Source organism: Paenibacillus tyrphae, from assembly GCF_000722545.1.
GTDB classification, from domain to species: domain Bacteria; phylum Bacillota; class Bacilli; order Paenibacillales; family NBRC-103111; genus Paenibacillus_G; species Paenibacillus_G tyrfis.
Window position 1 is genome coordinate 48,750 of the sequence record NZ_JNVM01000019.1, and the last position, 23,140, is coordinate 71,889.

Consider the following 23,140-nt stretch of genomic DNA (forward strand, 5'->3'; position numbering starts at 1 on the left):
GTTATTTCTATTTTGGTATGTGCAAAAAAGGCGAGCGCAAGGCTCGCTTTTCCAACTCAGACTCGTCTCGATCAAGCTTCACTCCCCAGGCAGCACCTTTACCTCGCATCCGGGACAATAGCGGATGTAGTTGAAGTTTTCGGTCGGCACGGTTTTGACCGTCTTGCCGTTCTTATCTTTATAGATTTCGTATTGCCGGTAAGCCTCCACCAAGTAACTTCCATCCTGATACCGGTCGGCTAATTTCCACTGCGTGAACACCGAATATTGCTTGGCTCCGTTTACGGAGGAGCCGGAAGCGGAGAATGCCCCGGTCGCGATAGCCGGTTCACCTCCGACCTCAACCTTGCCCAATAAACTCATAGCTCCATCAGACCAAAAAGAAAAGCTGTTTTTCTTGTCAACCATAATAAGCAGCGCCAGCAAAATATTCAAGAGCGCGACGACTGAAATCCATACCGATTTCTTGCTAACGATATTCATGGTTCGCTGCAGCACCGTACCCCCCCTTAGCAGACAGGTTGTCTTATATCATTAGATATGCGGCTAAGAGGCGGATCATGCTTCGGCTGAAAGTCCTGTCCGCAGGAACCACTCTGCAGGGTGGCCCCGGCTGCGGTCGTATCAAGCGAGCCAGCGGCTCAAATTGCCGATCGTCGTCGGATGTCCCCCGCCTGCTTTGCCCGAGTCACTGCTTCCAAAAGCCAATTTGCGCCTTTTTTCGATATGATGCAACAATTTTTGCATTCAATAAACAACAAAATGTGCTGCGATTTGCCGCCATGAATACTACAATTTTAGTATAATTATGGAATTTTAATCAGGGATTTGGGATAACCAACAGCAACAAATCCCGAGAATGGAGGATAACCGATGCGCACACTCAAAAACGATTGGCTCATTCAATGCTACATGGATGCGGTCCACCTTCAGCTCGATCCCGAATTTATCGATCTGCTGCTAGAAGAAATCCATAGACGTTCAACCGATCCCGCTTTCCGCCGAATGTGGATGGTCGTCTCCCACTCCCCATGGGGCCTGGGACAAAAGGCTGCGGTTGGCGCCGCTTTCCATGCGAATTGATTCTCGCCTGCCTTTTCTTATCTTTCCGGGCTCTTACGCTGTGTCGCACGAAATGCGCAGCGCAGGAGCCTTTTTGGTCTGTTCCGCAGACTTGTTGGGGACGAGGAGAGCATGATATAATTTTGAGCAAATTAACTTGTGCACAATCAATCCTCCCGAGACGAACAGGATTGAGGAAAGAAGGTTCCTCCCATGAGCCACAATGAATATTTGAAACTCGACAATCAGCTATGCTTCAGTCTGTACGCCTGTTCGAGAGCGATTTCGCGAATGTACCGCCCGCTGCTCGATGAGCTGGGATTGACCTATCCTCAATATCTTGTGTTATTGGTTTTGTGGGAAAAGGAAGAGAGCACGGTCAAGGAGCTGAGCGAAATCCTCGATCTCGACTCGGGAACCTTGACGCCGATGCTGAAGCGGATGGAAGCGGCCGGGCTGGTGCAAAGGAAGCGTTCCAGCGAGGACGAGCGCGTCGTGATCGTCCGGATCGCGGACAAAGGCTTGGCGCTTCAGCACAAAGCGGTCTGCATTCCGCAAACGCTGTTCGCCTCCAGCGGCATGACGCTCGAGCAGATGGCCGAACTGAACCGGCAGGTCAAAGCCATGATGGCTCATATCCACGAGCTCGATAGCACGGTTGCCGGGGAGTAACGCAAAAAGGCATCTCGCTATGAGATGCCTGGGCTTGTCGAGAAAGTGGTCTTCACTAATACGGAGAAACATACGGAGGTGGGGTATGCACTGGAGGAGCGATAGCGTTCGTCTTTGTCTGCGGGAAATATCCGCCGCAAAGCGGCTTCAAATCAAAATTTTCTGCGGACCCGGGGTCCCCGCAAAGTACTCGGACTGAGCTTCTCTGATTTAACTTCACTTTGTGGGGTGGAGCAGCGACCAGAAGTGTATACCCCACCCCCTCGTACTACCTGTAGTGCTCCCTGACCACTTTCTCGACACTCTGAGGCATCTCACCATGAGATGCCTTTTCGCGTAAAGAAACCCTAAGTCGCTTCGCTATGCGCCTTAACGCTCAGCACGAGTCCCATCGAAATCATGTTGGTCATTAGCGAACTGCCGCCATAACTAATAAATGGAAGCGCAATCCCCGTCAAAGGCATCATTCCCGTATGCATCGCAATGTTCTCGAAAATCTGCAGCGTAAACATCGAGATCACTCCGACGATAAGATACCGGCCGCTGAGGTCCGGGCAGGTTAGCACGATTTTGATCATCCGGTAAATCAGCACAAAATAAAGGAGCAGCAACACAGCCGAGCCGATAAAGCCGAACTCTTCCCCGATCACCACATAGATCGAGTCGGCATAGTCGTAAGGAATGTAACCTTTTTGAACCAACTGCCCGTGCTTAAACCCTTCACCGAACATTTGTCCGGCGCCTACGGCCCGGATGGAGTTCAGCACGTGCCAGCTTTTGTTAGGATCGCTGGCCGGGTCCAAAAAAGTTTGAATGCGGCTAAGCTGATGAGGCTTGACAATCTTGGAAAACAAACTGAAATTGGCGGAATACAGCCAGTACATCCCCCCGATGATGGCAGCGATGCCGAAGAAACCACTGAGCGCATGCGTAATACGCACATTCCCGATCCACAGCATGCCGATAAAGATACAAATAAATACGATGGACGTTCCCAAATCCGGCTGCTCCAAGATAATCAAGAACGGGACGCCTGTGATCAGCCCCAGGGGGAGAAGATCGCGAAAGAAGCGAAGCGGCTCGCCGTTGCGTTGTTCCAGGATTCGGGCCAGCAGCAATATGACAAAAATCTTCGCCAATTCAGACGGTTGAAATTGCATGACTCCGAGATCGATCCAACGCTTCGATCCGTTAATGGTCATTCCCTTGAACATGACGACCAGAAGAAGAACGATGCCCAATCCGTATAAAATCACGGAAAGACGGCGGACCAAGAAGCGGTAATCCATGCAGGAAAGGCCAAGCATGACAATCAGCATGACCACAAACATCACTATATTGTGAAGATGAAGCCCGTCGTATTTCGTTCCCGAGGTCGCGCTGTAAATCACAAGCGTGCTAATGGCCGCGAAACAAAGAAGAATAAAAATGATGACACTGTCGAGCCGCTTCAGTCTATCGATAATACCGAAGAACAAGAGAGGTCAGCTCCTTTCTCTTGAGATACTTAGTAAAACTCCGATGCTGACCATACAGAGCAGCAGCGACGAACCGCCGTAACTAATGAAAGGAAGAGGCACTCCCGTGATCGGAATGCTTCCGGTAACTCCCCCCAGATTGATCAGCGCCTGAATCCCGATCGTCGAGACAATCCCGATACCGCACAGGGTACCAAACAGGTCGGGACTCCGCAGAGCAATAATGAGGCCCCTCCATAGAAAAGCCAAATAAATCAGCAAAAATAAGGCGCATCCAATAAAGCCGAACTCTTCGCCTATCGTGGAAAAAATAAAGTCCGTATGCGCTTCGGGCAAATAGAACAGCTTTTGAATGCCCTGCCCGAAACCGGAGCCGGTAAGACCGCCATGGCCAAAAGCATATAAAGACTGGACCAGCTGGTAGGAGGAGTTTTGCGTATCGCTCCAGGGATCCATGAACGAGGTCAGTCTTTGAATCCGGTAGCTTTTGGCCATCACAATCACCAGTCCGACCGGCACCGCGCATAAGGCGACAAGCAATAGATGCTTCCTGTTGGCTCCGCCTACGATCATCATGATCACGGATGCGGCAACAATAATAATGTTCGAGCCGATATCCGGCTGCAGCATAATCAATCCGGCGATGAACCCGACAATGAGCAGAACAGGCGCCAAGCCTTCCTTAAAATTTTGAAAACGATCGCCCTTTTTTTCGATCAGCGCCGCCAAATACAAAACCAAGCTCAACTTAGCCAATTCCGTAGGCTGCATGCCAAGCGATCCGATGCCGAACCAGCTTTTATGCCCGTTCACCTTCGTTCCCACAATAAGGACCAGCACGAGCAAGACAACCGTGAGCAGAAAAAGCGGACGAAACCATTTCTTTAGCTTTTGATAGCATATATTCATAAAAAAGAAAAGAAAAAATAATCCTGCGAAAGCCCACGTCACTTGTCTTAGTTCAAAATACCACATGTTATGATACTTGATGGACGAAGTCATGGCACTGGAGCTGAATACCATGACCAGCCCGATGGCAACAAGCAGAACGGTCAAGAAGAGCATGAGAAAATCGGGCCGGCCTCTTTTGGTCGTGTTCATACATAGAACAACTCCTCTAGTCGCATGGGTCTATAAATAAAACAACACGTCGTCAAAAGTAACGATTCCAAGGAGCTTGCCTTTGTGCGTAACGACCGGCACCGCCAAGAGTCCGTATTTGCGGATGATTTGGAGTACTTCGCTTTGTCCGGTATCGGCGGATACGGAGATCCATTGCGGGTTCATAATCTCGTCCATGCGGCGCTGCGGATCGGAAGCAATCAGCTCCCGCAAGGTGACGATGCCTGTCAATTGATTGCCCGTATCCGTGACGTACAAATAATAAATCGTCTCCGCATCAGATTCGCCGTGCCGCAGACGGTGCAGGACATCGGCAACGGAATCCGATTCGGTTACAGTTACAACGTCAGTCGTCATCAAAGCGCCTGCCGAACCTTGTTTATACGTCAACAGCTGCTTGATATCGTCGGCTTCGTCTTTTTCCATGCGATCCAGAAAAAAATCGGCCTCCTTATCGGACAGCAGACCGAAGAAATCGGCCGCATCGTCGGAGGGCAGCTCGTTAAGCATCTCAATCGCGTAATGGCGATCCAGCTCCGCGATGCATGTTTTCTGCATAAAGGGGTCCAATTCGCCGAAAATTTCCCCGAACTCTTCCGGAGACAGGAAAGCGTACACCCGTGACCGTCTGGCTTCGTCCAATTCGATGAAAAATTGCATCTGATCGGTCGGATGCAGATTTAGAAAATCTTTGCGGAACGCCTCCTTCTTCCCTACCTTTAACGCTTGGAGCATGTAGTACGTATATTCTTCCTTGAATTTGTATTGATCCAGTTTGAACATGAGAGCTCCTCCTTCCTTTTACAGATTTTCAATTTCAACGCTGAGCACATGATCGATCTTCTTGATGTAATAATAAATTTCCGTCGTATATTGTTCTTCCGGCACCGAGAGTACGAAGTCCATCCGTTGGCGATCTTCATCGATATCTTTAAGCTTAAAATGCCGGATTTTATATTCTTCCTTTGGGGAATATCCATTTGTTCCTTTGCGCTCGATCCTTTGGATCAGTTCGGTCATCCGGTAATTCGACTCCACCACAATCCGAACGGCCACTTCGTGCCGGCTCAGCTTGGCGGGACCGACCGTTTTGATCAGAAACGGAACGACATTCACCGCGGCCATCAAAAGAACGACCGCACATGCCGCTTCCAAATAAAAGCCCGCCCCTATCGTGATGCCGAGCCCCGACGCCGACCAGACGAGCGCCGCGGAAGTGAGCCCGGAGATGACCTCGTTGCTTCTGCGCAAAATAACGCCGGCTCCGATGAAGCCGACCCCGCTCACAATTTGCGCCGCAAGCCGCATCGGGTCCATATTCGGGTGATTGGGGCCGCCGAACTTGCCGAACGCTTCTATCGATACGATCGTCACCAGACAGCTTGCAATACAGATGACCATGCTGGGTCTTAGTCCCAGCTGCTTCTGTTTAATTTGTCTGTCGATGCCGATCAATAATCCGAACAATAGGGCAAGACAGAGCTTCATGATCATTTCCATCGTCATCTTTATCACCTCTTCAGCCATAAAATCCGAAAACAAAAAAAGCTCTCCCGCAAAGAGAGAGCTTGTCGCTATGCATCTGTTCCATGGTCCAGCTCACATGTCAAATAAGCTTGCCGAACAGACCCGTTCGGCAATAAGCCGACGAGCACCGCAGCAAGGGAAACACGGGAGGGACAAACGAACACAGCGTTCTCTTTGGTCTACACCATAATGATGATGAAAGTTAAGTAAGTTTCGACTCGGATAACTGTCCATTCGGCTGTCCCCCCTTTTTTGGCATCAAATTCGAAAAGCCCCCCAGCAGACCTGGAGGGCTAAAAAAAGGCGCACGACGACGCTTCCGCTCCCCCTGGTCGAGTTTTGGCACTATACAACGTAAAGAGCGGCGCTCTTAGCCACCTTAAGAAAAGCCTTAATCCGGCAGTTCCTGTTCTACCCATGGGCATCTTTCGATATTTCTGGGCAGTGGCCTATGTTTGTATAGGAGCCTCACCTAACGAGGACTTCTTCATTACAGATGGATTTTACTTCGGGTCATGGAGATTGTCAAGATCCAATCTTTTCTACAAACGAAAGCGAGGATGACGGTCACGCTCGCGCGCCGATCAGCCGCTTTACCGTTTCCCTGAGCGTCGTGGCGCCCCGGCCGATTTTTGCGTTCGTTTTCCATATATTGCAATCCTTTTTGCCATCCGACGAAAAACAAAATGTGATGCACACGCGACCAACTAATACTATCATTTTAGTATAAATATGGAAATGGTTTTGAGATGGAGGCAAGTATGGCAAGCATGCGTTCTCTTAAAGACGATTGGCTCTTGGACTGCTACACCGACGCGGTCCGGCTTCAGCTTGATCCGAAATTTATTCGTTTGCTGCTTAATGAAATTCATCGGCGATTGGACGATCCGATTTTTCGCCGGACCTGGTTCGTTCTTTCCGGGAATTAAGTTCCGGAAAGAAGAGAGAAACAAGGGCTTGAGCTGCCGTTCGGCAGCGAATGAAAGAAACTGAATTCTGGCATGGAAGGACTACTGAGTATGAAATTTGAGGGAGATATTACAAACGACTCTTTTAAACCGATCGGTTTTCGCGAGTCGCATCTTTTTTTCAACAGCGTTCCGCTTACGGAAGACACCCTGCGCATCGGCGCTTGGGGAATAGATGTAGGCAAAGACTGGTGCGTCCGGAATCGGATCCTTAGGCCGGACGAGGGCAGTCATTTTTATTTGGCCGGGATGGCGAAGATTGAGTTCCATCAGGTATCGAAAGTAAGCGTTTCGACCGTTCTGTATCATTCATTGGAGCAAAACAACGATTTTGTCCGAACCTCCGACGGTAGCAAAGTTTCCTTGGCGAAAGAATGGGCCATTCCGGGAAAAACCGCCCACAGCCCGTATGTGTATCGGCTGACGGGGATATTGGATTGGCCTCACGGGTACTGCGAGCTCGATATCCATGCCGAGGGCCCGGTCCGTATAAGCTTCGATCCGGGCCGGTTGGTCAACGTCAGCCATTTTTTCGAATCGCCGCAAAACTACGCGTATCCGTTTATTTAGGGGAGCTTCTCGCCGGACCCCGGCACAGCCCCTGCCCACAAGCAAGCGCCTGCCAAGCCGTTCCTTGGCCGAGGCGCTTGTTTGCGCTGCCGCTACATGGACGGCGCCGGAGGCGTCGGTACGGCTGGATCGCTATCCCGTCCGAGCCGGCGCGCGGCGGTTTCGCGGCGCCCGGTGGCGGGCACGTGCCGGCCGGCCTTCGCCAGCCCGAAGACGGGCACGTTATGGTACAAGCACTCGTATTGCCCCTGCTGGACGATGAACGTCTCGTGGAATATGCCCACGGCTCCGCTTGCCGCCACCTTCCGATTGAACTCGCGCCAGGCTTGCAAATGCACCGCGCCGTGCCGCGCATACCGCTCCAGGTGCTCGAACGAACGCCAATATTGCAGGATGACTGGCCCCCGCAGCGTCATATAGTAATTGGCGTGCAGGAACCCGAGCTCCGGGTTCTCATACAGCTCCCGGATCATCGGCGGCATCGCCTTGAATACCGGAAGCCACTTATGGACCGCCCACAGCTTGTTGATCCTCATCCCGATCTGGAAAACGACGAAATCCCCGTCGATCTCGGCCGTATAACGGCCTTTTACCACTCCACTCATACCCTATCTCCCTTCTCCCGGACGGTGCGGAGCACCTCCAAATGCATATCGTAGACCCCCATCAAATCCGGATTTCCGTACAAATGGCCCGTCAAATAAGCCCCGTAAAAAATCGTATGCAGCAGCGCTACCGCCGACTCCACGGATACCCCCGGACGCAGCTCCCCGTCCTCGGCCGCTTCCTGCATCCGTTTCGTAAATTCCTGATGCAAATCCGGCTCCTGCGCCCCCAGCTCCTCATGGCCCGGGAACAGCAAGCCGATTTCCGCCGCACTTAGCTCCGGCATGCACGGGTGCATCTTCATTTCCGACAAAAAACCGATCAGACTCAGCATCAAGCCCGGCTTCGTCTCCGCCTCTTCGACGACCTTCCCGAGCATGTGCCGGATCGCCGCCATTCCCCGTAGCGGCCGCTCCGCCAGCTCGATCCGCCGCCAAGTCAGCCATACCCGCATGAAGTAGACCAACACGTCCTCTTTTTGCCGGAAAAACTTAAAAAACGTCACCTTCGACACTTCCGCCTTGCGGCAAATGTCGTCTACCAGCAGCTCGCGAAACGAGCGTTCGCCGATCAGCTCCAAGCTCGCCTCGTACAGCGCCAGCTTGGTCCGCGCTTTTTTGAGCTCCCGCAGCGGTATCGATTGCGCGTCCATAGATCGGAATCACCTTTCCAATTTACCTTTATTCAATAATATACTCTAATAAATAAATTAACTCAAGTTAACCAAATAGTCAAGTCAACGCTTTTCCATCGCCAAGTTCAAATAAATCTATCAAAATCTATATATATCTATTAAAAGATTTTACTATAATATATGGTATATATTTGAAATAGGTGATACAATAAATTCTTGTAAATGCTGTAAAACAAAGCCGAATCGGGGGTGACGATTCACTTCAGCTCTCAAAATCATAGTGAAAAGGAGTTTTGATATGAGAAGAGCAAAGTTTTCGCGTCTCTCACTGCTGTCTACTCTATTAACCGCAGGTTTAATGATGCAAAGCGTTGCACAGGCGGCGCCTTTGACATCGGTATCGGGCACCCCGTCCAGCATCGTCGATCCGCAACTCGTCCGCACTCATTCGTTAAGTCCGAAAGCTAACGCCTTTATTTCCGACAAGCTGAACACCACCTCCACAAACAAAGTGAACGTCATCGTCCAATTGAGCGGGCAGCCGGTCTCCGTTGGAAAGTATGCTTCCGATCTGGGCCAGCAGCAGCTTTCTGCGGAATCGATAGAAAGCGCTGTCAATAGCGAACAATCGTCCATGATCAGCTTGGCGAAATCCGAAGGCATCGATTTGAAAGTCAACTACCAATACAATACCGTGCTGAACGGCATGGAAATTACGCTGCCGGCCAACCAGATTCCCGAGCTGGCTACCATCCCCGGCGTCAAGTCGATTCATGAGAACCGGACCTATTATGCTTTGCCCGTCGAAGCACCGCAGCCGGTCGATGCTGTGACCGGCAACTACGATGTTGCGCCCATCAAGCAAATCGGCGCCCAGGACGCTTGGGCCAAGGGCTTGACCGGCAAAGGCTTGAAAGTCGGCGTCATCGACAGCGGCGTCGATTATTTGCACCCGGACTTGAGGGATGCCTATAAGGGCGGGTACAATTCTTCGTTCAATACATCCGATCCTTACGAGGAGCCTCCCATTCCGAAGGATCAGCACCCGTTTGGAAAAGGCTTTGCGGGCACGTCTCACGGCACGCACGTATCCGGTACGATCGCCGGCCGGGCCAAGAATACGAACACCGATGTCGTCCAAAAAGGCATTGCCTACGAAGCGGACCTCTACGTCTATAAAGTGCTGTCCCGCAACCCCAAAACCGGCAGCTCCTCCGGCTCCTCGGCCCAGGTGATCGACGGAATCGAACGCGCGGTCAAGGACAAAATGGACGTGATCAACCTATCGCTGGGCTCGGACGAGGAGAAAGACCCGAATGCCCCGGATTCGATCGCGATCAACAATGCCGTACTAGGCGGCATCGTCGCCGTCGTGGCCAGCGGCAATGCGGGAGATAAAGGACCGTACTTCTACTCGATGGGCTCACCGGCCTCTTCGCAGCTTGCGATCTCCGTCGGCGCGGTGACCAGCCCGTCCAACCGTTATAAGGCTTCGGTTACCAGCTCCGTGTACGAAGCCGTTTATTATCCGTTGAACGTCATGGGCTGGAAAACCGGGCAAGAGGACTTTAAAGCGATCCTCGGGACGAATCCCATTGAAGCCGTATATGTAGGGCTCGGACAAGACGACGACTACAAGGGCAAAAACGTGGCGGAAAAAATCGCCTTCGTATCGCGCGGTTCGCTGGCCTTCGTAGACAAAATTAAAAATGCGAAAAAATGGGGAGCCAAAGCCATCGTGATTTTTAACGGCAATATCACGCAGGATGCCAATGGCAATGACATACCGGATCTCTCCCCCAACTTGTCGGGTCGGGACGGGCATATCGACTCCTTCATTGGGGACGACTTCGAATATATTCCCGCATTCGACATGTCCGGTCAGCAGGGACGCGCATTGGCCGCCGCCGTGTTGGCCAATCCGGACAAGCCGTTCCGCCTGACGTTCGGCCCAAGCTATCCGCAAACGATCGATAAGGGCGATACGATGGCAACGTTCAGCTCCCGCGGTCCTCTGTCGGACGACAAGCTCAGCATTAAGCCGGATATCAGCGCGCCGGGCGTGAACGTGCTGTCGACTTATCCGGCCTATGGCAAAATGATTCCGGGCGCCTCTTACGCGCAAGCGTATAAGCGGAGCAACGGCACCAGCATGGCCACTCCGCACGTAGCGGGCGTCGCTCTGCTTCTGAAGCAGCAGCACCCGGATTGGACGCCGTTCGATATCCGCGCGGCGATTGCCAATACCGCAGACGGGATCAAAGACTCTAAGGAAACGCCATACGATGTATACTCTCAAGGCGCAGGCCGCATCAATGTGTCCCAAGCGGTCTATACGCCGGCCGTGCTCCAGACGGTGGATCAGATCACCATTCTCGACAAGAACCTGAATCCGCAAGAGGTTGTCAACTACGGCAGTAGCGCCAGCTTCGGGTTGATGGCTGCCGGAAGCATCGCCAAGAAAGAGCAGCTCCAGCTCAAAAACACTTCGGACAAAGCGGTAACGTACAAGGCTTCCGTGAAGCTGCATCCGAACGTCACTTCCGATCCGAACAACCCGGTGAAGACGCCGGACGTGAACAACATCGTCGCGACGCTGGAAGGCCTCGCCAGCGGCAATACGGTTGCCGCCGGTGCGAAATCGACACAGAAGTTCTCCCTTTCCGTAACGCCTAAGGCTACAGCCGCAGACGGCGTGTATGAAGGAGAGGTACTGCTGGAAAGCCCCGGATTGCCTTCGCTGCACCTGCCGTTTGTCGTGCATGTCGGCACAAAACGGCCGGACAACGGCTTCGGGCTGCAGGACGTGACGCTGAGCCGAACCGTCATTACGCCAAGCAAGTCGACGGACATCTCCGTGACCCTGACGGCGAAGGACTCGAACTATTTGGATCTGAACGTTTACGGTGTGGATGACAAGTACGTCGGCACCATGGGACAAATTCTGAAACAAGACGCAAGCGGGAAACCGCAATTGCTTGCTCCGGGGACCTATACGTTCCAGAACGTCGACGGCACTTATATTAACGATAAAGTGGATGGCAACGGAAAGCCGATCGTCCAGCGCCTGAAGGAAGGCACGTATAAACTCATGGTCCGCGCCCTCATTCTTGATGCGAAAGGGCAACCGAAACGTGATGCCAAGGGCGAGCTTATTCAATATGTCGCATGGAATACGCTCCGCTTCAGCAGCACGGATGACAGCAGCACGCCGATTAACAACAGCGGCGGCGGCTTCTATTATGGCGGATCTGTCAGCGGCAGCACGGAACAGTCCGGTAGCACTCCTTCCGTCGATGCGGTCGTGAATCAAGGACAAACCTCCGCTTCGCTGAAACGGACGGTAACGACGGACGGCAACACGCTGACGGCAACCATTACGGACGCAGACCTGAAAGCCGCTTTAAAAACGGAATCCGGCACGCCGGTTGCCGTGGTCGTCTCCGTCTATGCCACGGCGTCCCAGCAAGTAATCGTCAAGCTAACGCCTGATCAAGTGAATACGTTGAAAGCGTCGGGCGAGCAAAACTCCGTTGTCGTCAGCAACGGGAACGCATCGATTTCGCTCCCCGTTTCGGTATTGAAACGCGTACCGGCAGCGGCAGGACTGAACGTGGCTGTCCGGTATGACGCGGAACGCGCATCGGCATTCGCCGACGGGTTCCCGGGAGCCAAAGTGACCGGTACGCCGGTTTCCTTTGCCGTGAACACAGTGAACGGCAGCGATACGCAGCCGATTGCCGTATCCAACCGCGATTTCCTGAAAAGCTCCTTTATCGTGAGCGGCAATACCGACGCTAACACGCTGGGCGTCTTGTATATCGACAACGGAAAGGTATATGCCGTTCCGGCGAACGTCGCTCTGAACAAGGACGGCACGCGCACCGTAACCGTCAACCGCCCGGGCATCTCGACCTATGCGGTTGCAACTCGTGCGATCTCGTTTACGGACATCGACACGTCTTGGGCGCAATCGCACATCCAGGCCTTGGCCAACAGGCTGCTGCTGAACGGAACCTCGGCTTCGGCGTTCTCGCCGAAAGAACAGGTAACCCGCGCGCAATTCTCGGCTATGCTGGTCCGCGCGCTCGGTCTGCATGCCGGCTCGAAAGCTCCGTTCCAGGACGTGAGCGCCTCTGACTGGTTTGCCGACGATATTGCCGCCGCCTATGAAGCGGGTCTTGTGAACGGCGTAGAAGAAGGGCGATTCGATCCGCATGCCAGCATCAGCCGCCAAGACTTGGCCGTGATGCTGTCCCGCGCGTCCTCCCTGATCCAGCTTACGCCGAAGAGCAATCCTTCGCGCAAGCCGTATGCGGATGCTTCCGAATTTGCCGGGTACGCCACGAACAGCATCGACGCGGTTACGAAAAGCGGTCTGATGAGCGGCGATGAGATCGACGGAACGCCGCACTTCCATCCGGCCGCTCCGACGACCCGGGAAGCTGCCGCAACCGTCCTGTACAATTTGCTGCAGAACGGCAGCTTGATTAACTAAGAGCCTTTCTTACGCACAGAGCCCCTTTGCCTGCTTACCAGGCTAAGGGGCTCTGTTCTTTTTCCGGTCTGCGGGCCGCAAGCACGATGGTTATCGGCGGCTTTTCTTTTGGATCGTTCGCTCCACCGCCCGCTTCATACCAGCTCCGGCACGGTTCCACGTGAGCTTCATCACGTCCTGCCTTCCTTGTCTTCCTTTCTTTTGACAAACCGCGCGCTGCCGAAAAGCAGTTCTCATCTGCCTCTTCAAGCTGCCGATATTCGGCTCAGCCCAGCGCTGTCCCTTTTGCGCAAAAAAACCGCGGAAGAGGCTTGAGATCGCATGCTTGCTTCGCATGCTGACAGCCGGGTTTTGCAGCCGGTACTTGACCAGGAACGAATTGCGGCGCGTGACGAAATCCATATGTCCGCCCCAGCCCGTTGTGATGACCGGAACGCCGCTTGCCAGCGATTCGAGAAACGGCAGTCCGACCCCTTCTCCCCTTGTCGGAAGCACGAACGCGGAACCGAGCGTATACAGTCCCTTCAGCCGGTGCTCCGGCATGCGGCTGGACATTAAGATCACCGGGGCCGTTTTCCGAAACCCTAGCCTCTTTTTGTACCCGTTGATTTTATTTCTAATCCACTTCTCGGTTTGCCGGGAACCGTATCCGTTCGTCTTGATCACCAGCGCGACCTTCTCGGACGGGCCAAATTCTTCCCAGTAAGCTCTTAGCAAGCCCTCCGGATTTTTGCGGTGCTGGAAGCCGAAGACGGATACGAAAACAAACCTTCCGGCCGTCCCCCTTACTGCCAGCTTCTTGTTCCGTGGCGTAAACTGCTTTGTGTTGACTCCATGCGGCACGATATAGACTGGCACCTTCACCCCGCTGCGGAGCAGGGCGGCTTTGTTATGCCGGGAGGGAACGAGTATGGCGTCGAAGCGGTTAAGATTCGGGAACCAGTTCCGGGGCACGCGCGTTGTCTCCCAGACGGTATTCAATATGATATGGTTGTATTTTTGGCGTTCCTTCCGCATCCGTATCGTATATGGGAAATAATGATAAATTAAAATTTTGCGTTTGCCTGCGGCATATGGCTTGCGAAGCAGACGTGCCAAGGCGCCGCCTGCCGTCGGCTTCTTCTTCCCAGACCTTACTCCCTCTACCTTGACGTCCACTCCTTGCCGGCTTAAGGCAAGCGCATATTCCCGGCTGGCTCTTCCAATCCCGCTGTGCCTTCTGACAGGGCCCTTCCATACGACCTGATACGATGTCATCTCCTCAGCCCCTTCGATTTGACCGAGTACCCTCTGCGCTTGTGGAAGGAAAGCGACCGGAAAGAGCCCGCCAAAGCTTTTATGCGCTTCGGTGAAATGCTCTTCACGCTTTGGCTCAAGCTTCTGTTCAAGCATCGTTTGAGCACGACACCGCTTGGATTGGCGGTATAGACGAAGTTGCCGTACAATTCGAATTCCGAGAAGCCGAACTGCTTCGACCTGTCAATGCTGCGAAGAACGGCTTGGTACCAGCGCGTTCCGTGTCTTGCTTCAATTCGCTTTTTCATCTGGGCCAGCTTCGCTTTCTCGAACAGCATATAATGCGCGACGAACGACGAGGGGGCGGCGCGTCTGCGGCCCAATAGCTTTCGGCTGACCCTGAAGTATTCGGGATGGCTCCAGCTGCGGCAGTAAAACACGGGCTTCCCCTTTTGCCGGAATACGTGCGGGCGGATGAGCACCGTGTCGGCATCCATCGTCAAAAAATACCGGCTCGAACCCAGCCGATCGCCGCTCAGTTTAAGCAGTTGTTGAAGCAGCCACCCGGAGCGTTCCCATCGTTTCGAACGGTAACGGATTTGTTTTTTGGTGATCGGCAGCACCGTCCGCTCATGTACGAAAGTGCATTTTTTTTGGGCGCACAGCGCCTTGATTCTCGGACTGTCCGGAGAGACGATCATAATTTTGCCGATCGGATGCTTAACCTGCTTCCGGATGGCGTCGATGACGAACGGCAAGGTTTCCAGATCTTTGTCAATGGCAGGGATCAGAACATCAATTTTGATCCTGCCGCTTCGGGAACGAGGGGGGGCGAGAGACATTTCTTCATCTCCATTTGCAAGGTTTTGCACCAGTTTATGTCATGGAGGCAGGGTTGGTCCGGGCCTCTGTACGATCGACGGACAGGCACAAAAAATTTTTGTCGAAATGGGAGAACTTACTTTAAACTTTTTGTCGACTCGACTCGTCAAATGAATTGCAAAGCACGAACCAGTGAAAGAGGAATGCTACATGGCCATACGAATTCTATCCGACCGAAAACTCGTCGTACTCGGCGCTTCGCTGCTCAGCGCCACGACGATTGTAATGTTCAGCCTCCATGCGGCCGAGACGCGGCAGCCGCTTTCTGCCGGCCAGCACGAGACCCGGACGCCGGACAACGTGTCTGTACCGGGGGTAGTCCCCGAGCAGGCGACCCACGCAAAATATACGGGGGATCCGAAATCCTCTCAAGAAGCCGGTTCGCCGACGACGCCGGCCGTGCAGTCCGCCGACGGACGGACGCCGGAGAGTAAGCCGGGAGCCGCGGCGCAGCAAGGAAATTCGGGACCGGTCAAAGCGACGAAGCAAGTGGCGCTGACGTTCGACGACGGCCCGGACAGCAAGTATACGCCGATGGTGCTGGATATTTTGAAGCAGTATGAAGTGAAGGCCACCTTTTTCGTCGTGGGCAGACAGGTAGTCAATCACCCGGATGTGCTGAAACGCATTCATGACGAAGGCCACTCCATAGGCAATCATTCCTGGGATCATGCCAACCTGACCAAGCTGTCTTCCGACCAGATTCAGAAAGAAATCAAAAGCACGGACGAAGCGATCGAAAAAGTGATCGGCTCCTCCACCCCGATGGTTCGGGCGCCTTACGGCGCCGTCAACGCTTCGATTAAGCGCAACCTGACCTCCGCGGGACGCCAGCTCGTCAATTGGACGGTCGATACGAAGGATTGGACCGGAGCGGCTTCGGCCGACATGGTAGAGCTTGCCCGCAAGCGGACAAAGAACGGCGGCATCATCCTGATGCACAGCTTTGGCGGGAAAAACGGCAAGCTGGACAATACGATAGAAGCGCTGCCGCACATGATCGAAGCGTTGAAGCAGGACGGGTATGCCTTCGTCACGGTTCCCGAGCTTGGGGCAAAGAAAGAGTAAGGCTTGCGCCACCGATTCGGTCAAGCCGCAACTCATCTCTCAGCAAAGGAGTGCTTACCGCATGCATACGATCAAGAGAATGAAGCTGCTCACCGCAGCGGCCGCCGGTCTGCTTGCGCTGACCGCCTGCCAATCCGGCGCGCCGTCCGCATCGTCCGGGACGTCCAAACCGCCCGAAGCCGCGGCGCCATCGCAGCAGCCGGGAGCGGCGACAACGCCCGAAGCCCCGGCCAAGCCTGCACCGTCTTCTCCCGCAGCACCTTCGAACGCGGAGCCTGACCCCGCGTCTGTCGAAACGCAGCTCAAGGATATGCTGGTCCACGCGCGCAAAGGTCAGGTGAAAGGCAGCGACTTCGCCGCACACACGGGTCTGATCGACGAAGTCGAGAAAAAATGGGGCAAGGCGGATCAGATCGATTCGGCCGGCAAAGGGTTGTACGCCACCTACAAGAAACGCGGCATCACGTTCGGCTTCAACAAAGGCGAGCTGATCTTCGATGTCCGCTCCTACGATCCGGAGCTTCACAAGCTGACGCTGCCCGCTATCGAGAAGACGCTCGGCAAACCGAAGGAGACGGCGAAGAACGGCAACGATCAGATCTACGTTTTTCAAGCAAGCGAGCAGTTTGAGCTGAAATTCGTCATTCCGGCTGCCACCGGCAAGGTCGACCATATTTCCGTTTTCAGTCCGCAGGACGCGAAAAACAATATGGCCGGATAAGCGGCGCGCTGGAAGCGGTCGACGTTTCGCCAACTGCATTTTGCCCCTTTCTTTCATCGGACGATCGCAGTACACTGGGTAAGAGAAGGTACGGGCCAGGGCCGTTTGGCAGGTTCGATCCCGTTCCGATTGAACCGTAATGTCGGGGAGATCGTCTAAAATTAGAGGTGGCAGCTTTGGAATCGAATGTCAATTTTGACTATTTGAAATACCTGTCCGCGAGCTCCGACAAGAAAGCCATTTTGAACGAGCTGATGAACGCGTACGGGAAAGATGTATGGAATTACGCCTACAGCATCACACGAAAGTGGGATCAGGCTGACGATATAACCCAAGAGGTTTTCATCAAAGTTTATCGCAATTTGAGCACGTTCCGCAGCGAATCCTCGGTGAAGACGTGGCTGCTCGCCATCACCCGCAACATGACGCTCGATTACCGCAAGTCGGCCTTCTACCGCAAAGTGACGCTGGTCGACTTCATCGCCTCTCGCGGGGAGTGCGAGCAGGCCGCTTCTACGGAACACGAGGTGCTTAGCAAAATGGCCGTGAACGAGATGTGGGATTTGGTACTGAAGCTGCCCGTCAAATACCGCGAGGTGCTGATCCTGTACGCTCACCATCAGCTGTCTATGAAAGAGATGGCGGAGGTGCTCGGCGTAAGCGAAGGAACGATTAAATCGAGGCTGTTCCACGCACGGGGGAAAATATCGAAGATGAAGGAGAGTCGAAGCCTTGGATCCGATGGATAACGAGCTCAAGAAAGAATTGGCCCACGGACCGTTCCGCCAAAACGGGTTCAACGACAGCTTGCGCAAGCGCATCGAAGAACGCATCGATAACCACGTCGCCGTTCGCAGGCCTCGCAGGTGGAGTGCCTGGAGTGCCGGCGTTTCAGCCGTGCTGGCATCGGCTCTCGTATTCTTGTTCGTTACGGACAGCCGCCCTCTCCCGCTCATGCAGCAGGAAGCTGCGGAGAAGCCGGAGATGCAGCAGCCCGCCGCAGCCGCTCCCGCGCCTCACGGCCCGGATTGGGAAGCCTCCGTCCGGTCGGCGCTGTTGATCGGCCTGCGCTCCGATGCGCCCGCAGCGCAAAACCCTCAGGCTCCCAGCACGTACCGCACCGTTCTTATCGCACCGGACCGGAACCGGTTGCAAAAGACGGCGGAAGGCGAAGGCATTCTAATGCCGTATAAACTTGATTTCTGGAAAATCGAGAATGAGCCGAAAGCAAACAGCTCGCAGGAAGCGCATACGCTGACAGCCCATTTGGCCTCGGCCAAGCCGAAGACAGGCAACAGCGCTGACCGTGGAAACCCGGCGCGAACTGTCGTCCGGTCGGAGAAGCTGATGTTCGCTGGCAACCGCTACGTTGCCGTGGCGCAAACGACGGCAGGTAAAAGCGGCTCAGCCCCCTCCCCGGCGCAGCAGGACTATGTCTGGGTGAAGGAGCTGGAGCAGATCGCCCCGGGTCGGCGGGCGCCCGCTCCGCTATCGGAGCCGCATGTCACGCTGAGCAGCGTATTCGCCGCTGCAGCCGTCCCCGTGCTGAAGGAGTTGAAGCCTGCGCCGCCGGCAGGTTCGGGACACGCGGAGCCCACCGCAGCCGATCTTTCCGGCGAGAGCTGGACCATCGCCCGCAAGCAAGGGAAATGGACGGCGCAGCTCGCTTCGTACGACGGCCCGGCAAACAGCGCAGCGGAAGGCACGGCGTACCACTTGCGGGAAGTGCCGCTGGCACTGCCCCAATCAGTCGTTTCCCACGACGAGCTGGCTGTTCCCTGGCGCGATATCGTGCGGGTGCAGCCGGGCGCGGTGGATGCCTTCTCCTCCCCGAACCACGACATGGTCGCCGTCGTCACCGAGCAAAATATTATCATCTACCCGTATGCGGATCAGTGGATTCCGATCCCTCTCATGACGCTGCCGCTTCAACCGAAGGAATCGGTCGTCATGATTCAATGGGCCATGGGATCTTACGTCGAGCTGTGGAAGCGGCAGGTGAAAACTTACTTGCAACCGCAGTAAGTGAATCAAGAAGCATCGGTCGCGCTCGACTAGCGTCCTTTACGAAAGCAAGTCCGGTCTCCGGAGGCATCATGCCCCGGGAACCGGACTTGCTGCGTTATATCGACTTATTCCCAATCGATCGGAATTTTTATTTTCACCGGTTCTTTAGGCTCTTGGCTGTATTCATTAACGACCAATTCAAATTTAAACCGGGACGAAGGAAGCTTCGGGTATTCCACCTTGTAGGCGAACGAATCTCTTGAAGTCCGAACATCATTTTTTTGGGATGTGAAACGCTCACCCGACGAATCTTCCAAAATAAGAAAAGGTTTCTGATTCGCGGCATCGCTGGCTTCGTAATAGACCACCGTAGAGTCCTCCAGAAATTGGACATCGGTAATGGTCACCGTTCCTCCCCGAGCTCCCTTTAACGTGACCGGCAAGCTTCCGGGACCCGTATAGTCGGCATATTCCTCCCTCTGCCGCAGCGTATTCAAAGGCTCGTTAGTCGCATCGCCGACCACCAAAATAACATAAGGAGGCTTCGGATTCACCTCAGAAGGAAGGCCAAAGTTTCTGCGTACCTCTCCCTTTCCTCCCATCCCACCGGCATTATCGAAGCGAGTTTCCAGATCGTCCTCCAGAAGAAAAGACAACTCTTCATCTGTCTCGATAACAAGTTGGGTTCCAACCGGAGTAAAGGTAATTTGATTGACTATAAACTTCTTGTGCTCATAAGTGCCGGCAGTTTGAGGCCGAACGATTTTGGTTAGCGGTTTGGCTTTGCTCAGCGATATCGGAACCGTAACATCCCAATTCCCGTCCGTCGTCCCGATTCGCCGGATCTCGATATGAAGCCGCGCATTCTCCGGTAGCGGTTCGGTATTGAACACCGTCGTCCCGATAAAGGTATGATCACCGGTAATTGTAAATGCATGTGTACCTATCATCGTGGGGTGAGCATCTTTAAATTTGTAATTGTAATACACGGCGGCATCTTCTTCCTTAATCTTCTGCTTTTTGGGATAATCCACTTGATAATTGACTACGAATTGAATTCCGTCGTAGAACACCTCGGCAACGGTAAGCCGAATATCCTGATCGGTAACCGACACGTCAGTTGTCGTACCAAGATTTTGCTTCTCAATCTGATATAGCCCGCTGTCGATACCGCCTCGTACATTTTTATAGAACAAATCGATAAAAAATACTTTTTGCAGAGCAGCGCCTATGCTTGGGGAGTACAGGCCGATTCCCGTCAGCAAAATCGCGCAAACAATAACCGCATACCCTAGGATCATCCCCTTTTTCCGCAGCGTCATGCTCCCCTTGCCTGACGGCCGGCTTTTCCCGACGGAACGCTTGTGAAGCTCCCACAGCTCCTCAAACGTAAAGGAGGGCCCTAGCTGCTTCAAACGGCTTTGCACGGCCTCCGACGATTCCGTGGACCAATCCTTCTCTTTTCCCTTCTTATCGGTCTGCAGAGTCATTTAAGCCCCTCCTTGATCGACGTCAGTTGATAGCTCTCGGCCTCGTCGTTCCTTAGCTGTTCAAGCGCCGCATGCAGCCTTGACTTGCATGTTCCCAAACGAATGTTCAATAAGGCGGCGGTCTCCTGCAAAGACAACCCGACATAGTAAACCAAAATGAGGACCTCTCTTCTTTTCGGAGACAAGCGGTTCACCACCTGCCATAGTTCATGCTCGCTTTCGCTTTTTAGGATCAGATCCTCTACGGAATCCGTCCCGGCTTCAACCGGCAGTTGACCGAAAAAAGTAAGCCACCGCTGCTTGCGAAGCGTGCTCCGCACCATATTTAACGTGATCCGGTACAGCCACGGACGCAAAGGCTTGGCGGGATCGTATAAATGAAATTTCCGGTAAGCGCGCAAAAAGGTTTCCTGCGTAATGTCGTCGGCCAGCATGGCAGACTTGGTCATCATGAGGGCAATCCCGTAGACGTAGGGAGAATGTTCTTCAAACCAGGCCCGCGATTGCTCTTCCGAGATCAAATATTCCTTCAATGAACGATCCTCCGGTTCCCGTATTCACAGTAAATACGCTTTGAAAACGGAAATAGTTCGATCAAGCGCAGATGTAACTTTTTTGTTACAAAATCCGCCTCTTTTCGCTATAAGATGAAGTCCTACGCGCTAACGAAAGAGGGAAAAATGATGCCATCACCGATCGAAGGAAAAAGCCGGTACATGCCCGGAATCGACGGCCTGCGGGCTTTGGCCGTACTGGCCGTCATCGCTTATCACCTTCACCCCAGGTGGGCGCCCGGCGGGCTGCTCGGTGTCGGGATATTTTTCGTCCTGTCCGGTTATCTGATTACGGATTTGTTGATCGCCGAATGGCGAAGAGAGGGACGGCTAAATCTAAAAAGCTTCTGGCTGCGGCGCTTCCGGCGGTTGCTTCCGGCCATACTAGTCCTGCTCTCGGCGGTTGCGGCGTGGATATGGCTGGTCGACCGCTCCCGGCTGCCGGCGCTTCAGGGAGACTTCTTGGCGGCGCTCACCTATATCAGCAACTGGTGGCTGGTGTATCGCGAGGTGTCTTATTTCGAAAGCTTTGGCCCCCCTTCCCCGCTCGGTCATTTCTGGTCGCTCGCGGTGGAGGAGCAATTTTATTTGCTGTGGCCCTTGCTGTTGGCGCTTGGCCTGCGCTTGCAGCCCCGGCGGGGCTGGCTTACCGGAGCCATGCTGCTTGGCGCAGCCGCTTCGGCAGCCGCCATGGCGCTGCTATACGAACCCGGCGCCGATCCGAGCCGGATTTATTACGGAACCGATACGAGAGCCTTCGGCTTGCTGATCGGTGCCGCGCTCGCGGTCGTCTGGCCGAGCGGAAAGCTCTCCGCCGGCACATCCGTCCGCGTCAGGCGGATCGTGGATTGGGCCGGGACGGCTGGTCTGTTTGCCGTTCTGCTGATGGTCGTCCGAAGCAGCCAGTACGACGCCTTCTTATATCAGGGCGGATTCGTACTGTTGTCTCTGGCGGTGGCAGTTACGGTAACGGCGCTTGCCCACCCGTCCAGCCAACTCGGGCGCATCTTGGGCTGCCGTCCGCTGCGCTGGCTCGGCGTACGCTCGTACGGCATTTATTTGTGGCATTATCCTGTGATCGTCCTGACCAGTCCGGCAGGCGGCGACGGAATCAGCTTGACGAGCGCCGCCCTGCAGTTGACCGCTACCATCGGACTTGCGGCTTTATCTTGGAAATTCGTTGAGGAGCCTATTCGCAGAGGAGGAATGAAAGCTTGGGGAGCGCAGCTGCTCGGCTGGTACCGGAAACGGCTCCCGCAGCCGGGCATGCGCTGGGTCGTGTCGGCGCTGCTCATCTTGTTCTTCTGCGTCTCCTGCCTGGGGGGGAGCCCGCAGCCGCCTGTTGCTACCAATGCCTTGGCAGAGGGAAGCGAAGGGATCGCTGCGCCGGCACCGACACCCCAACCGGATCAAGGAAACGGGACGGGCACGGTGACGGAAGCGTCGGGTCCGGAAACGAAAGAAACCGCCGAGGTCGTCGCTGAAACCGCCCCTCCCGTCGCCCCGGGGGCAGGGATCACCGCGATCGGCGATTCGGTTCTGCTAGGCACCGCTGCGCAGCTGGAGAAGCAGCTGCCCGGTATCGTCATCGACGGCAAGGTCGGAAGACAATTGGCCCAAGCGCAGGAGGTCGTCGACCGGCTCCGGTCGAAAGGAAAGCTCGGTTCCCGGATCATCATCGAGCTGGGCACAAACGGTGCGTTCTCCAAGAAGCAGCTGGAATCGCTGCTGCACTCCCTTGCCGATGCGGAGCAGATCGTGCTGGTGAATACGCGCGTTCCCCGTCCATGGGAGGGAACGGTGAACGACATGCTGAAAGAAACCTCCGGCCGCTTCGCCAATACGACGCTTGTGGATTGGCATGCCGCAAGCGAGGGCAAAGCTTCCTTTTTCGCCTCCGATGGCGTCCATTTGAACGCCGCAGGCTCCGAATATTACGCTTCGCTTCTGGCAAAGGCGGTGCGCAAGCCTCAAGCACCCAAATGACGCACCGAGCCAGAGGCCGGACGGGTAGCGGCCGACGTATTTTTACGCAAACTAAGAAA

At 54.4% G+C, this 23,140-nt stretch carries 21 protein-coding genes and 1 riboswitch; of the genes, 10 read left to right on the forward strand and 11 right to left on the reverse strand.

What is annotated here, in order from left to right:
- Positions 1 to 78: 78 nt before the first annotated feature.
- Positions 79 to 498, reverse strand: coding sequence for a hypothetical protein (locus tag ET33_RS22900; protein WP_036687321.1), 420 nt, complete (start codon positions 496 to 498; stop codon positions 79 to 81).
- A gap of 375 nt (positions 499 to 873) precedes the next feature.
- Between ET33_RS22900 and ET33_RS22905 the strand changes: the two genes are divergently transcribed.
- Both ET33_RS22905 and ET33_RS22910 read left to right on the forward strand, forming a co-directional pair.
- Positions 874 to 1,083, forward strand: coding sequence for a sporulation histidine kinase inhibitor Sda (locus tag ET33_RS22905; protein WP_036687324.1), 210 nt, complete (start codon positions 874 to 876; stop codon positions 1,081 to 1,083).
- Between the two features lie 192 nt (positions 1,084 to 1,275).
- On the forward strand, positions 1,276 to 1,734 hold the full coding sequence (locus ET33_RS22910; RefSeq protein WP_036687326.1) for a MarR family winged helix-turn-helix transcriptional regulator: 459 nt from the start codon (positions 1,276 to 1,278) through the stop codon (positions 1,732 to 1,734).
- Positions 1,735 to 2,081: 347 nt separating this feature from the next.
- Here the strand turns inward: ET33_RS22910 and rodA are convergent, their stop codons facing one another.
- Genes rodA through ET33_RS22930 form a run of 4 tightly spaced genes read right to left on the reverse strand, consistent with a single transcriptional unit; the run spans position 2,082 to position 5,834 of the window.
- Positions 2,082 to 3,212 (reverse strand): rod shape-determining protein RodA, encoded by a 1,131-nt coding sequence (gene rodA / locus ET33_RS22915; RefSeq protein ID WP_081890443.1) that lies wholly within the window; start codon positions 3,210 to 3,212, stop codon positions 2,082 to 2,084.
- A 6-nt stretch (positions 3,213 to 3,218) separates the two neighbouring features.
- Complete coding sequence (ftsW, locus tag ET33_RS22920) at positions 3,219 to 4,313, reverse strand: putative lipid II flippase FtsW (protein WP_036687328.1); 1,095 nt, start codon at positions 4,311 to 4,313, stop codon at positions 3,219 to 3,221.
- Positions 4,314 to 4,343: 30 nt separating this feature from the next.
- Positions 4,344 to 5,117 (reverse strand): magnesium transporter, encoded by a 774-nt coding sequence (locus tag ET33_RS22925; RefSeq protein ID WP_051775537.1) that lies wholly within the window; start codon positions 5,115 to 5,117, stop codon positions 4,344 to 4,346.
- An 18-nt stretch (positions 5,118 to 5,135) separates the two neighbouring features.
- On the reverse strand, positions 5,136 to 5,834 hold the full coding sequence (locus tag ET33_RS22930) for an MgtC/SapB family protein (RefSeq protein WP_081890454.1): 699 nt from the start codon (positions 5,832 to 5,834) through the stop codon (positions 5,136 to 5,138).
- A 344-nt stretch (positions 5,835 to 6,178) separates the two neighbouring features.
- Positions 6,179 to 6,348, reverse strand: a riboswitch (M-box (ykoK) riboswitch).
- A gap of 274 nt (positions 6,349 to 6,622) precedes the next feature.
- Between ET33_RS22930 and ET33_RS37695 the strand changes: the two genes are divergently transcribed.
- Both ET33_RS37695 and ET33_RS22935 read left to right on the forward strand, forming a co-directional pair.
- Positions 6,623 to 6,790, forward strand: coding sequence for a sporulation histidine kinase inhibitor Sda (locus ET33_RS37695; protein WP_081890444.1), 168 nt, complete (start codon positions 6,623 to 6,625; stop codon positions 6,788 to 6,790).
- 90 nt (positions 6,791 to 6,880) lie between these two features.
- Positions 6,881 to 7,399, forward strand: a complete 519-nt coding sequence (locus tag ET33_RS22935) for a hypothetical protein (protein ID WP_036687330.1) — start codon at positions 6,881 to 6,883, stop codon at positions 7,397 to 7,399.
- 92 nt (positions 7,400 to 7,491) lie between these two features.
- Here ET33_RS22935 and ET33_RS22940 read toward each other — a convergent pair whose 3' ends face one another.
- Together ET33_RS22940 and ET33_RS22945 are read right to left on the reverse strand one after the other, a co-directional pair.
- Positions 7,492 to 8,004, reverse strand: coding sequence for a DUF4188 domain-containing protein (locus ET33_RS22940; RefSeq protein ID WP_036687332.1), 513 nt, complete (start codon positions 8,002 to 8,004; stop codon positions 7,492 to 7,494).
- Positions 8,001 to 8,657, reverse strand: coding sequence for a TetR/AcrR family transcriptional regulator (locus tag ET33_RS22945; RefSeq protein WP_036687336.1), 657 nt, complete (start codon positions 8,655 to 8,657; stop codon positions 8,001 to 8,003). Before ET33_RS22945 ends, ET33_RS22940 begins: the two co-directional genes overlap by 4 nt.
- Before the next feature lie 280 nt (positions 8,658 to 8,937).
- Here ET33_RS22945 and ET33_RS22950 point away from each other — a divergent pair, with 280 nt between their 5' ends.
- Positions 8,938 to 13,137: a S8 family serine peptidase gene (locus tag ET33_RS22950; RefSeq protein WP_036687340.1), complete on the forward strand. Its 4,200-nt coding sequence runs from the start codon at positions 8,938 to 8,940 to the stop codon at positions 13,135 to 13,137.
- Between the two features lie 90 nt (positions 13,138 to 13,227).
- Here the strand turns inward: ET33_RS22950 and ET33_RS22955 are convergent, their stop codons facing one another.
- Together ET33_RS22955 and ET33_RS22960 are read right to left on the reverse strand one after the other, a co-directional pair.
- Entirely contained in the window at positions 13,228 to 14,394 is a 1,167-nt protein-coding gene (locus tag ET33_RS22955; RefSeq protein ID WP_036687343.1) for a glycosyltransferase family 4 protein, read from the reverse strand.
- Positions 14,391 to 15,215: a DUF6492 family protein gene (locus ET33_RS22960; protein WP_036687346.1), complete on the reverse strand. Its 825-nt coding sequence runs from the start codon at positions 15,213 to 15,215 to the stop codon at positions 14,391 to 14,393. The genes ET33_RS22955 and ET33_RS22960 overlap by 4 nt, the downstream gene beginning before the upstream one ends.
- Positions 15,216 to 15,405: 190 nt before the next feature.
- Here ET33_RS22960 and ET33_RS36625 point away from each other — a divergent pair, with 190 nt between their 5' ends.
- The 4 genes from ET33_RS36625 to ET33_RS22980 all read left to right on the forward strand — a co-directional run bounded on the left by ET33_RS36625 (position 15,406) and on the right by ET33_RS22980 (position 19,069).
- A complete protein-coding gene (locus ET33_RS36625) occupies positions 15,406 to 16,323 on the forward strand; it encodes a polysaccharide deacetylase family protein (protein ID WP_051775538.1) in 918 nt (305 codons plus the stop codon).
- Positions 16,324 to 16,384: 61 nt separating this feature from the next.
- Positions 16,385 to 17,044 (forward strand): YjgB family protein, encoded by a 660-nt coding sequence (locus ET33_RS22970; protein ID WP_051775539.1) that lies wholly within the window; start codon positions 16,385 to 16,387, stop codon positions 17,042 to 17,044.
- Between the two features lie 176 nt (positions 17,045 to 17,220).
- Positions 17,221 to 17,793, forward strand: a complete 573-nt coding sequence (locus tag ET33_RS22975) for a sigma-70 family RNA polymerase sigma factor (RefSeq protein ID WP_036687348.1) — start codon at positions 17,221 to 17,223, stop codon at positions 17,791 to 17,793.
- A complete protein-coding gene (locus tag ET33_RS22980; RefSeq protein ID WP_036687350.1) occupies positions 17,777 to 19,069 on the forward strand; it encodes a hypothetical protein in 1,293 nt (430 codons plus the stop codon). The genes ET33_RS22975 and ET33_RS22980 overlap by 17 nt, the downstream gene beginning before the upstream one ends.
- Positions 19,070 to 19,176: 107 nt before the next feature.
- Here the strand turns inward: ET33_RS22980 and ET33_RS22985 are convergent, their stop codons facing one another.
- Positions 19,177 to 20,541, reverse strand: a complete 1,365-nt coding sequence (locus tag ET33_RS22985; RefSeq protein WP_051775540.1) for a DUF4179 domain-containing protein — start codon at positions 20,539 to 20,541, stop codon at positions 19,177 to 19,179.
- The gene (locus tag ET33_RS22990) at positions 20,538 to 21,074 is read right to left on the reverse strand and encodes an RNA polymerase sigma factor (protein WP_036687352.1); all 537 of its coding nucleotides are present in this window, start codon (positions 21,072 to 21,074) and stop codon (positions 20,538 to 20,540) included. Before ET33_RS22990 ends, ET33_RS22985 begins: the two co-directional genes overlap by 4 nt.
- Before the next feature lie 147 nt (positions 21,075 to 21,221).
- Between ET33_RS22990 and ET33_RS22995 the strand changes: the two genes are divergently transcribed.
- Positions 21,222 to 23,081: an acyltransferase family protein gene (locus ET33_RS22995; RefSeq protein WP_327204066.1), complete on the forward strand. Its 1,860-nt coding sequence runs from the start codon at positions 21,222 to 21,224 to the stop codon at positions 23,079 to 23,081.
- The last annotated feature ends 59 nt before the right edge of the window (positions 23,082 to 23,140 follow it).